Here is an 11,541-nt window from a genome sequence, read left to right on the forward strand (position 1 = left end):
TACCGTGGACTGTGCGAGAACGGCAGGATATTTCCCGTCCCGCATTACAACACGTGCCTTGCCGGTATCCGTGCCGTCGCCAAGCGTTGCGGCATCACCAAGCATATCACGTGGCATCAGAGCCGCCACACGGCGGCCACAACGGTATTTCTCTCCAACGGCGTACCCATCGAAACGGTCAGTTCTATGCTCGGACACAAGAGCATAAAGACAACGCAGATTTACGCGAAGATAACCAAAGAAAAACTCAATCAAGACATGGAGATCCTTGCGGCAAGGTTGAACGGCATTGAGGAATTTGCAGGTTGTACCATCTAAAAAAGAGAAGCCATGAAGCGTGACATAATCATCATAGAGGACAAGGCGGTCAGCGTAACCGGTAACGAAGTGTGGATGACCGCCACCGAAATCGCCGGACTGTTCCACACGGGCGTCCCGGCAGTGAACGCCGCCATCAGAGCCGTCCGCAAGCCGGACGTGCTGAACGACTACGAGGTGTGTCGCTACATGCGGCTTGAAAACGGGCTTTCAGCCGACGTGTATTCGCTGGAAATCATCATCCCCGTCGCCTTCCGGCTGAACACCTACCATGCGCACGTGTTCCGCACGTGGCTGGTAGGCAAGGCACTCACGAAGGAAAAGCGGCAGGCATACGTGATGTTCATACAGAACGGAAAAGCCGGGTATTGCTAAACACACATACATATAATTATAAAGGAAACGGACAGCCCGTATGGAGTTGCCCGTTCCCTTTTTTCATGCAGCCGCCTTATTCCATCGGCTTGCTGTAGTTCGCCTCCAGCAGCTCACGCAACCCCGATTCGGGGTAAAGCACCTTTCCTCCCAAAAGGATAAAGGGCAGCACCCTGTTGTTGCGGTACTCCTGCAAGGTGCGGCGGCTGACACGGAGCAGTTCCGCCACCTCCCTGTCCGTCAGGTAACGCTCCCCATCCAGCGGCGGACGGTAACTTTCCAGAAAGGCGGAAAGCCATTTCGAGCCTTTGCGCATGTTCTGCACGACGGAGGCAAGCGGCTCGTCCTCCATCGTAAACACTTCATTGTTCTCGTTCATCATCATTTCGGATTCAGTGGGTTGTGAATAATAAAAAATCAAATCATTTTCCGCCGGGATAGAGCGTGCCGACAAGCGGAATGAGCCTTTTGACCTCCTCCGGCTTGTAATAGAACCTGCGGTTAATCTGCGAGTAGCCGATAAGCCGCCTGTCACGCAAGGTCTGCAACGTGCGCGGGCTGATCCTCAACTGCCCACAGACCTCCTCGCCCGTGAGCCACCTTTCCATCCGCCCGCCGTCGCTCCTGCGCCTCAGGGCGGCTACCTTCTCCGCGAGGGCGTTGAAGGACGCCACCATCATCTCGAAGGTCTTTTTCTCGATAGATACTATTTCCATAAGCAAAACATTTCAGAGTTTGCCGCAAAGGTAACGAAGCCGCCTTGCACACGTGCCGTTTCCCGCTAAAAGGCAGCTTGTTGCGCCGTCTGTCCGGTTTACGGAGCCATTATCCGTAAAAATCTTACGTGAGCCACGTAGTGAGCTGTTAAAGCCCCTTTGGTTTATTGCCGAATTTTGTCGCAGAAACATAGCGCAAGCCGAGCGCAGAACGTCAAGCCCGCTTGAACGGTATGCCGAGGCGCAGCCTATGTTCATGCAAATAAACCAAAAGAAAGGACTGAATATGAAAGTGATAACGATGGAAAGTTCCGCCTTCACCGCATTGACGGAACAGATAGCCGAGATAGCGGCACACGTGCGTGCCGTTTCCGGCGGGAGAAAGGAAGAAGCTCCCGACAGGCTGCTCACCACCCGCGAGGCGGCGCACCTGCTGAACGTGAGTTGCCGCACCCTCCAGCGCATGCGCAGCGAACAGCGCATCGCCTATGTCGTGCTGCGCGGCAAGTGCCGCTATCGGCAGTCGGAAATCGACCGCCTGCTCGAAGACAGCACCGTCACGGGAGATGCCGCGACACCGGAACAGATGAAACGCAACCACACGCTGCGCACGGGCGGCAGACCCAAAGGAAGGAGGACGTAGGACATGGAACTGCTTACCCGCAACAATTTCGAGAACTGGATGCAGAAGGTGATGGAACGGCTCGACCGTCAGGACGAGATGCTGCTATCCATGCAGCCGTCCGGCAAAGCCCCGAACCCGATGGAAGGGATCAGGCTTTTCGACAACCAAGACCTGTGCATGCTGCTCCAGATCAGCAAGCGCACCCTGCAACGCTACCGCAGCATCGGCGCATTGCCCTACAAGACGCTCGGCAAAAAGACCTATTACAGCGAGGCGGACGTGCTGACGTTCCTCTCCGAACATGTAAAGGATTTCCGCAAGGAAGACATAGCCTTCTACAAGGCTCGTATCCATAATTTCTTTCAAAAATAACCATTAAAACATTTTTCAGATGGCAAAGAAAAAAGACGAAAAGGACGTGCTGGTTGTCCGTGACGAGAAGACGGGCGAAATCAGCGTGGTAGCCGGGCTGAACGCCGACGGCTTCCCCAAGCGCATCCCCGCGAAAGCGGAGAACTCGCAGAGTTTCCTGCAATTCGACCGGCACGGCGACGTGCTGGACAACTTCTTCAAGAACTTCTTCCGGCAGTGCAAGGAACCCAGCCGCTTCGGTTTCTACCGTGTCGCGGCGGATCAAGCCGACAAACTGCTGGAGGTTATCAAGGACTTGCTGAAAGACCCCGACGGCAACAAGGAACTGCTTGCGCCCCACAAGGTGGACACCTCCGGCTACGAAAAGAAAGTACAGGAGGAGCAGTCCGCCGAAAAGCAGGAACAACCGGAACAGAAACAAGATGACGAACCTAAAAAACAGGAAGAACTGGAACAGAAAAACGAACAGAATCAGGAAAGCCCGCAGCAGACGCAGGGCAACCGGGGCTACCGGCCCATCGACGAGAGCAAGATCAACTGGCAGGAGTTGGAGGAGAAATGGGGCGTGAAGCGCGACGACCTTGAAAAGTCCGGCGACCTTCAGAAGATGCTCAACTACGGTAAATCAGATTTGGTGAAGGTCACGCCCAATTTCGGCGGCGAGGCATTTGAATTGGACGCGCGACTCTCCTTCAAGAAGGACGGCGAGGGCAATGTCAGCCTTGTGCCGCACTTCATCCGCAAGGAGCAGAAACTGGAAGAGTACAAGGAACACAAGTTCTCCGACGAAGACCGCAAGAACCTCCGCGAGACAGGCAACCTCGGCAGGGTCGTGGACCTTGTGGACAAGGAAACGGGTGAAATCACACCCTCATTCGTCAGCATAGACCGCAAGACGAACGAGATTACGGATGTGCCGGCAAGCAAGGTGCGCATACCGGAGCGTATCGGCAAGACTGAAATCACCAAGCAGGAGCAGGACATGCTCCGCGCCGGGCTGCCCGTGCGTGACAAGCTCATCGAGCGCAACGACGGCAGGAAGTTCGTCACCACCCTGCAAGTGAACGTGGAACAGCGCGGTGTGGAGTTCGTGCCGGGCACAGGCAGGTCGCCACGTACCGCACAGACGCAGGAAGCCAAGGAGAATCCCACCCAAGCACAAGCACAAGCGCAGTCGCAAGGTACGGAAAATGCCGCCGGCACGAACAAGGAGCAACGCCGCAACACATGGACCAACGAGGACGGCAGCATCCGCTCCATCAGCAAATGGAGCAATGTGAACTTTACCGACCAGCAGAAAGCCGACTACGTGGCGGGCAGAGCCGTGAGGCTGGAGAACGTAACCGACAAGCAGGGCTTCCACGCCACGATGTACATCAAGTTCAACCCGGAAAAGGGTCGCCCGTACCGTTACGACACCAATCCCGACAACGCGCAGCAGGTCGCCCCAAGCAACGAGAGCCGCACGCAGGTGGCCGTGAACAACGAGGGCAAGACCAACGAGGCGACCAAGAACCTGAAAGAACCGTTGCAGAAAGGACAGACCGCCCCGAAAGACAATAACCAGCAACGGCAGCAGGAGAAACCGCAGAAGAGAACGGGCAAGGGCATGAAGATGTAATATCCCCAAGCCCGCCACTAAATCCCATAAAATCCGAAGTAAGAAAAAAACAATCAAACAACAAGAAAAATGAAGACAATCATTACAGAAAAGCCCAGTGTGGCACGTGAAATCGCCCGCATCGTGGGCGCGACAAAGAGAGAGGAAGGTTATTTCGAGGGAGGCGGCTATGCCGTGACATGGGCATTCGGGCATCTTGTCCAGCTCGCCATGCCCGACGGCTACGGCATACGTGGCTTTGTCCGTGACAACCTGCCCGTCATCCCCGAAACCTTCACGCTCATCCCCCGTCAGACCAAGACGGAGAAGGGGTACAAGCCCGACAGCGGCGTGACGGCGCAAATCAAGGTCATCGCCCGCCTTTTCAACGGAAGCGAGCAGATCGTCGTGGCGACCGATGCCGGGCGCGAAGGAGAGCTTATCTTCCGATACCTCTACCACTATATCGGATGTTCCACCCCGTTCGTCCGCCTCTGGATAAGTTCGCTTACCGACAAGGCCATCCGTGAAGGACTGCGTAACCTCGAAAACGGAAGCAAGTATGACAACCTCTTTCTTGCCGCCAAAGCACGGAGCGAATCTGACTGGCTCGTGGGCATCAACGGCACGCAGGCACTCACCATCGCCGCCGGGCACGGCACATACTCCGTCGGACGTGTACAGACCCCCACATTGGGAATGGTGTGCGAACGTTACTGGGAAAACCGCCGTTTCACGCCCGAAGCCTTCTGGCAGCTCCATATCGCCGTGGACGGGAATAATGACGGAACGGTGAAATTATCCTCTTCCGGGAAATGGAAAGAGAAAGAACCTGCGACGGCACTATATAATAAGGTAAAGGAAGCAGGCACAGCCACCGTCACGAAAGTAGAGCGCAAGGAAAAGACGGAAGAAACTCCACTCCTGTTCGACCTGACCACACTCCAGAAAGAGGCCAACGCCAAGCATGGCTTCACAGCGGAGCAGACGCTTGAAATCGCGCAGAAGCTCTACGAGAAGAAACTCGTCACCTATCCGAGAACGGGAAGCCGCTACATCCCCGACGACGTGTTTGCTGAAATTCCCAAACTGCTTGCCTTCATCGGTGCGATGCCCGAATGGAAAGGCAAGGTGCAGGCGAAAGCGCAGCCGGCACGCCGCAGCGTGGACGGCTGCAAAGTGACCGACCACCACGCCCTGCTCGTCACGGGCGAGAAGCCGCTATTCCTCTCCAAAGAGGACAACACCGTCTATCAGATGATAGCCGGACGCATGATAGAGGCTTTCTCGGAGAAGTGTGTCAAGGACACCACTACCGTTACAGCGGAGTGTGCCGGAGCGGAGTTCATGGTAAAAGGCAGCATTATCAGGCAGGCCGGATGGCGTGCGGTCCATGGCGAGGAGGACAAGGAGGAAATCTCCATCCCTGACTGGCAGGAAGGCGACACGCTGACACTGAAGGGCTGCTCGATCACGGAGGGAAAGACCAAGCCCAAGCCGTTGCATACCGAAGCCACCCTGCTTTCGGCTATGGAAACCGCCGGAAAGGAGGTTGAGGACGATGCGCTCCGTCAGGCATTGAAGGATTGCGGCATCGGCACGCCCGCCACCCGTGCGGCGATTATCGAAACACTCTTCAAGCGCGGCTATATGGAACGCTGCAAGAAATCGCTCGTGCCTACCGAAAAAGGGCTTGCTCTTTATTCGATAGTGAAGACGATGCGCATCGCCGATGTCGCCCTGACAGGCGAATGGGAAAAGGAACTGGCACGCATCGAGCGCGGGGAGCTGCCCGCCGATACCTTCCGCAAGGAGATAGAGGCGTACACGAGGGAGATTACCTCGGAACTGCTCTCATGCGACAAGCTCTTCGCCCGCAAGGATTCCGGCTGCAAGTGTCCCAAGTGCGGAACGGGAACGATGCAGTTCTACGGCAAGGTCGTCCGTTGCGACAATGCGGAGTGCGGACTGCCCGTTTTCCGACAGAAAGCGAACCGCACCCTTTCCGATGACGAGATCAAAGACCTGCTTACCGAAGGGCACACGAAACTGCTAAAAGGCTTCAAGAGCAAGCACGGCAAGAGTTTCGATGCCATCGTTGCCTTTGACGGGGAGTTCAATACGACTTTTGTGTTCCCGGAAAGGAAAACGACCAAGAAATTTTCAGGACGGAAGAAATAGTGCTAACTTTTGATAAGTTAGGCTGCATCCGGGCAATAGAAATAAACGGGTTTATTTCGTATTGTCTTCGATTTGAATAAAATCCTCACGCTCACAAATGTAAATATGATTTTCATTTGTTTCGCTTAATCGGATTTTTGCGCTAACTTTGCCACTGGTTCAGAGTAATGGATTGTTCTTCGATACCGGATTACACTCATACTTTGGATTTAGTGGTGGCACTCGGAGGGATACCGAGTGCCTTTTTTCTTCCTTCCTCAAATATGATTATCCCATTCATTCATCCACTAAATTCCAAAGTAATGAACAACAAGAAGAAAAACGAAGGTCAGACCGACTTTTCCTATTACGGTCTGTACCTGCTTGACTACCTCCGCAACAACCGGTTTGAACAGGCAACCGATACCGCCTTTATCCGTGAGCGTGCCGACCGCGCCGCCGATACGTATGAGCGGGCACGGCTTGACGGCTATCCTGCCGAGGGTGCACAGGAACTGGCAATGAACATCCTGCTGCGCGGGCTTCACTACTCCAAGCATGCCATCCTCCGCGAAGTCGTGGAAAGCGAGTTTGCCGATGATGTGCCGGAGGATAAGCAGGATGGCTTCATTGCCGGACTGCTTCCGCTCGTCGATGCGGTGTTCTCCATTTACGACCTCTCGGACGACAACTTCGCCCTGTCGCCCGACTACGACCTGCTGCGCACGGAGCTGACGGGAGCCGTCGTACTTTACATCGAAGAGTATGGCATTTAACCGCAAGCAGAGATTACGGGACAACATCGAGGCGATACGGACGGCATTCATCCTTGACAGGGAACAGCGTACCCCCACTGCACGCGAAAGGCTGCTGCTGGAGCGTTACTGCGGCTTCGGAGGGCTGAAGTGCATACTGAACCCCGCCAAGGAACTGACGGATGCCGTCCATTGGGCGAAATCAGACCTCGAACTGTTTGCCCCTACGGTGGAGCTGCACAGACTGGTGCGCGAGAACTGCCGTGACGAAATGGAATACAAGCGGTACATGGACGCGATGAAGCAGTCCGTACTGACCGCCTTCTACACTCCGCCGGAAATAACCGATGCGATTGCCGACGTGCTGCACGGGCACGGCATACGCCCCGACCGTGTGCTTGAACCCTCGGCAGGCGTGGGCGCATTCGTGGATGCGGTGCTGGGCTACAAGCCGGATGCCGATATAATGGCATTTGAAAAAGACCTGATGACGGGCAGGATTCTGAAACACCTGCATCCCGATCAGAAAGTGCGGGTGCAGGGATTCGAGAAGATAGAAAAGCCGTTTACCGGCTACTTCGACCTTGTCATCTCCAACATTCCGTTCGGTGATGTGGCGGTGTTTGACCCGGAGTTTACGGGCAGCCACGACCCTGCAAGGCGTTCCGCCGCGAAGACGATACACAACTATTTCTTTCTGAAGAGCCTCGACACGGTGCGCGAGGGCGGTATTGTGGCGTTCATCACCTCGCAAGGGGTGCTGGATGCCCCGTCCAACGCGCCCATACGCGAGTATATGATGAGACATGCCAATCCGGTGGGTGTCGCACGCCTGCCGAACAATCTTTTCACGGACAACGCGGGTACGGAGGTGGGCAGTGACCTGATCATCCTGCAAAAGAACAGCGGAAAGAAACGGGAATTGTATGATTATGAGGAAATGTTCATACAGACAGGGAAGACCCCTATCGGCAGTTTCGAGAACGGATATGTCGGCAGCATCGGCATGATTCCCCATTCCGACCTGATAAGAAGTACAGACCCTTACGGGAAACCTGCCTATAAAATCATGCACCGGGGCGACATTGAACAGATGGCGGAGGACTTGCGGGAGCATTTAAGCATTGAAATGCTAAAGTTTGACAAGAAACTGTATGACAGGCACAGTCTTCATCCTGCGCAAAGTAAAAGCACGGAAGGTGAAATTGTTTCCACTCCCGAAATACAGCCGCATATTGAGAATGTAACGAACTCCGAAACGGTGGCAAAACCGGAAGAAGTAACGCCACAGTCCACAGACGAAAAGCCGGAGATAGAGCCACACCGCCCGATGAAGCATTCGGACGGTGTGCAGCTCTCCCTGCTTGACCTTTGGGGAATGACCGAAGAAGTCAGCAAGGAGGAAACTTCCAAGAAGAAAAAGGCAGCGAAAAAGGAAAGTGCCGCAAAGCGTACCGAGTCCAAACCGAAAGTGCAGGTTACACCGAAGGTTACGAATATACCTCCGCATACCACCTCTGTTTCTCCGGCTGAAAAGAAAACGGACGAGAAAAAGGAAGTGGAGGAAGCGGATAAGCAAAGCGATCCAGACGACATCTATGCTTCCATTAATTGGGAAGACAATCCGCCCATCAACGGTTTCTATGAAATGATGATGGATATGACACCTGAAAAGCGCAAGGCTCTTCGGCAAGTGGCGGAACGGCACAGGCAGGAACAACCGAAAGCACCCACCGTACAACAGACGGAACACGATACGGAGGCAAAAAAGCAGGAGGAAGTCTTGGATATGAAACCGCGTCCCTATCACCGCACGCCTGAAATGCACCTGCGTGAAGGGTCGCTGGTGGCAAACAGGGCACGCGACATCGGGTATCTGAAAGACATCACTCCCTACGGTGCGACATTCCAGCCGCTCGGACTGACCGGTTATCAGAAAGAAAAGGCACTGCTGTATGTATCAGTCCGTGACGCATACGAGAGGCTGTACCGCTATGAATCGAACAGACACGAGGCAAATCCCCAGTGGCGTGAACACCTGAACACCTGCTACGATGAATTTGTCATGCGCTACGGCAACCTCAATGCCAAGCAGAATGTGAAACTGGTGATGATGGATGCCGGCGGACGCGATGTCCTTTCGCTGGAACGTGCGGAGGGCGGCAGGTTTGTGAAGGCGGACATCTTTGAACGCCCCGTATCCTTCGGGGTGGAGTCCGCCGTGAATGCCGGGACACCGGAGGAAGCGCTTGCCGCATCGCTCAACCGGTTCGGAACGGTCGATCTCGATTATATGAGGGAGATAACCGACGGAACGGAGGAGGAACTGCTCCAAGCCCTGAAAGGGCGCATCTTCTACAACCCGCTCGTAACCGGTTACGAAATCAAGGACAGGTTCATCGCCGGAAACGTGATAGAGAAGGCGGAACGAATCGAAAATTGGATAAATGCCAATCCCGAAAATGAACATATGCCTGAAGTGAAGGAGGCACTGGAAGCATTGAAAGAAGCCGAACCGCAGCGGATTGAGTTTGAAGACCTCGACTTCAACTTCGGTGAACGATGGATTCCCACGGGCGTGTACGCCTCGTATATGAGCCACCTGTTTGAAACGGACGTGAAGATCGCCTATTCCGCCAGCATGGACGAGTTCTCGGTGGCTTGCGGCTACCGTACCATGAAAATCACGGACGAGTTTTTGGTAAAGGGCTATTACCGCCACTACGACGGTATGCACCTGCTGAAGCACGCCCTGCACAACACCTGCCCCGACATGATGAAGTCCATCGGCAAGGACGAACACGGCAACGACATCAAGGTGCGCGACAGCGAGGGCATACAGCTCGCCAACGCCAAGATTGACGAAATCCGGGGTGGGTTCTCCGAATGGTTGGAAGAGCAGTCTCCGCAGTTCAAGGAGAGGCTCGTGACGATGTATAACCGCAAGTTCAACTGTTTCGTGCGCCCGAAGTATGACGGAAGCCACCAGACCTTCCCCGACCTCAACCTGAAAGGGCTGGCAAGCCGGGGAATCAAGAGCATATATCCCTCGCAGAAGGACTGCGTATGGATGCTGAAACAGAACGGAGGCGGGATCTGTGACCACGAGGTAGGAACCGGTAAAACGCTGATAATGTGTATTGCTGCGCATGAAATGAAGCGGTTGAAACTGGCTCACAAGCCGATGATTATCGGCTTGAAGGCGAATGTGGCGGAGATTGCAGCCACCTATCAGGCCGCCTATCCGAACGCCCGTATCCTGTATGCTTCGGAAAAGGATTTCTCGACCGCCAACCGCGTGCGTTTCTTCAACAACATCAGGAACAACGACTACGACTGCGTTATCATGAGCCACGACCAGTTCGGGAAGATACCGCAAAGTCCGGAGCTGCAACAGCGCATCCTGCAGGCGGAGCTTGATACGGTGGAGGAAAATCTGGAAGTATTGCGTCAGCAGGGCAAAAATGTGTCGCGGGCGATGCTGAAAGGGCTGGAGAAGCGCAAGCACAACCTTGAAGCGAAACTGGAAAAAGTGGAATACGCCATCAAGTCACGCACGGACGATGTGGCGGATTTCAAGCAGATGGGCATCGACCATATCTTCATAGACGAGAGCCACCAGTTCAAGAATCTTACGTTTAACACGCGGCACGACCGTGTGGCGGGATTGGGCAACAGCGAGGGTAGCCAGAAAGCCCTGAACATGCTCTTTGCCATCCGCACCATACAGGAGCGGACGGGAAAGGACTTGGGGGCGACGTTCCTGTCGGGCACGACCATCAGCAACTCGCTGACGGAGCTGTACCTGCTGTTCAAGTACCTCCGCCCGAAGGAGCTGGAGAGGCAGGACATCCGCTGCTTCGATGCGTGGGCGGCGATTTTCGCCAAGAAAACCACTGACTTCGAGTTCAACGTGACGAACAACATCGTGCAGAAGGAGCGTTTCCGCTACTTCATCAAGGTGCCGGAGCTTGCCGCCTTCTACAACGAAATCACCGACTACCGCACGGCGGAGGATGTGGGCGTGGACCGTCCGCACAAGAACGAGATACTGCACCACATACCGCCCACGCCCGACCAGGAGTATTTCATCAAGCAGTTGATGGAATTTGCCAAAACGGGCGATGCAACATTGCTGGGCAGACTGCCGCTGTCGGAAACGGAGGAGAAGGCGAAGATGCTCATCGCCACCGATTACGCCCGCAAGATGGCACTGGATATGCGCATGATAGACCCGAACTACGAAGACCACCCCGACAACAAGGCGAGCCACTGCGCCAAGATGATAGCGGAGTATTACCACAGATACGACGCACAGAAAGGCACGCAGTTCGTATTCTCGGACTTGGGGACGTATCAGCCGGGTGAAGGGTGGAACGTGTACAGCGAGATCAAACGGAAGCTGACGGAGGACTACGGCATACCGGCAAGCGAGGTGCGCTTCATTCAGGAGTGCAAGACCGACAAGGCGCGCAAGGCGGTGATAGATGCCATGAACGCTGGAACGGTGCGTGTGCTGTTCGGTTCCACCTCCATGCTCGGAACGGGTGTGAACGCGCAGAAACGGTGCGTGGCGATCCATCATCTTGATACGCCGTGGGTGCGACATGAAGTCGCATA

General features: G+C 54.9%; 10 protein-coding genes. 8 read left to right on the forward strand and 2 right to left on the reverse strand.

Annotated features, from left to right (window positions below; all coding sequences use genetic code 11):
• Positions 1–318: tyrosine-type recombinase/integrase (locus DXA74_RS16670; protein ID WP_233550567.1), on the forward strand; the 318-nt coding region annotated here is incomplete at its 5' end.
• Between the two features lie 12 nt (positions 319–330).
• Complete coding sequence (locus tag DXA74_RS13995) at positions 331–693, forward strand: RhuM protein (protein ID WP_118528640.1); 363 nt, start codon at positions 331–333, stop codon at positions 691–693.
• A gap of 76 nt (positions 694–769) precedes the next feature.
• Here DXA74_RS13995 and DXA74_RS14000 read toward each other — a convergent pair whose 3' ends face one another.
• Both DXA74_RS14000 and DXA74_RS14005 read right to left on the reverse strand, forming a co-directional pair.
• Positions 770–1,075 (reverse strand): helix-turn-helix domain-containing protein, encoded by a 306-nt coding sequence (locus DXA74_RS14000; RefSeq protein WP_073342752.1) that lies wholly within the window; start codon positions 1,073–1,075, stop codon positions 770–772.
• Positions 1,076–1,115: 40 nt separating this feature from the next.
• Positions 1,116–1,409 carry a helix-turn-helix domain-containing protein gene (locus DXA74_RS14005; RefSeq protein WP_032535412.1) on the reverse strand — a complete coding sequence of 98 codons (294 nt, stop codon included), beginning with the start codon at positions 1,407–1,409 and terminating at the stop codon, positions 1,116–1,118.
• 250 nt (positions 1,410–1,659) lie between these two features.
• Here DXA74_RS14005 and DXA74_RS14010 point away from each other — a divergent pair, with 250 nt between their 5' ends.
• The 6 genes from DXA74_RS14010 to DXA74_RS14035 all read left to right on the forward strand — a co-directional run.
• Positions 1,660–2,052, forward strand: a complete 393-nt coding sequence (locus DXA74_RS14010; protein WP_118528642.1) for a helix-turn-helix domain-containing protein — start codon at positions 1,660–1,662, stop codon at positions 2,050–2,052.
• 3 nt (positions 2,053–2,055) lie between these two features.
• Positions 2,056–2,406 carry a helix-turn-helix domain-containing protein gene (locus DXA74_RS14015; protein WP_073342361.1) on the forward strand — a complete coding sequence of 117 codons (351 nt, stop codon included), beginning with the start codon at positions 2,056–2,058 and terminating at the stop codon, positions 2,404–2,406.
• Between the two features lie 19 nt (positions 2,407–2,425).
• Complete coding sequence (locus DXA74_RS14020) at positions 2,426–4,027, forward strand: DUF3945 domain-containing protein (RefSeq protein ID WP_118528644.1); 1,602 nt, start codon at positions 2,426–2,428, stop codon at positions 4,025–4,027.
• 69 nt (positions 4,028–4,096) lie between these two features.
• Positions 4,097–6,187 (forward strand): type IA DNA topoisomerase, encoded by a 2,091-nt coding sequence (locus DXA74_RS14025; protein ID WP_118528646.1) that lies wholly within the window; start codon positions 4,097–4,099, stop codon positions 6,185–6,187.
• Positions 6,188–6,354: 167 nt separating this feature from the next.
• Positions 6,355–6,942: a DUF1896 domain-containing protein gene (locus DXA74_RS14030; protein WP_118528648.1), complete on the forward strand. Its 588-nt coding sequence runs from the start codon at positions 6,355–6,357 to the stop codon at positions 6,940–6,942.
• A partial coding sequence (locus DXA74_RS14035; protein WP_118528650.1) for an N-6 DNA methylase occupies positions 6,932–11,541 on the forward strand: 4,610 nt, incomplete at its 3' end. The genes DXA74_RS14030 and DXA74_RS14035, both read left to right, overlap by 11 nt.

It is taken from the genome of Bacteroides sp. OF04-15BH (genome assembly GCF_003477995.1).
Lineage (GTDB): Bacteria > Bacteroidota > Bacteroidia > Bacteroidales > Bacteroidaceae > Paraprevotella.

What these genes read in the sequence shown, in the direction of transcription:
- DXA74_RS14015 (WP_073342361.1), top strand. Translation starts at nt 2,056, where the DNA reads ATGGAACTGCTTACCCGCAACAATTTCGAGAACTGGATGCAGAAGGTG.
- DXA74_RS14005 (WP_032535412.1), bottom strand. Translation starts at nt 1,409, where the DNA reads ATGGAAATAGTATCTATCGAGAAAAAGACCTTCGAGATGATGGTGGCG.
- DXA74_RS14000 (WP_073342752.1), bottom strand. Translation starts at nt 1,075, where the DNA reads ATGATGAACGAGAACAATGAAGTGTTTACGATGGAGGACGAGCCGCTT.
- DXA74_RS14010 (WP_118528642.1), top strand. Translation starts at nt 1,660, where the DNA reads ATGTTCATGCAAATAAACCAAAAGAAAGGACTGAATATGAAAGTGATA.
- DXA74_RS14025 (WP_118528646.1), top strand. Translation starts at nt 4,097, where the DNA reads ATGAAGACAATCATTACAGAAAAGCCCAGTGTGGCACGTGAAATCGCC.
- DXA74_RS14020 (WP_118528644.1), top strand. Translation starts at nt 2,426, where the DNA reads ATGGCAAAGAAAAAAGACGAAAAGGACGTGCTGGTTGTCCGTGACGAG.
- DXA74_RS13995 (WP_118528640.1), top strand. Translation starts at nt 331, where the DNA reads ATGAAGCGTGACATAATCATCATAGAGGACAAGGCGGTCAGCGTAACC.
- DXA74_RS14030 (WP_118528648.1), top strand. Translation starts at nt 6,355, where the DNA reads ATGGATTGTTCTTCGATACCGGATTACACTCATACTTTGGATTTAGTG.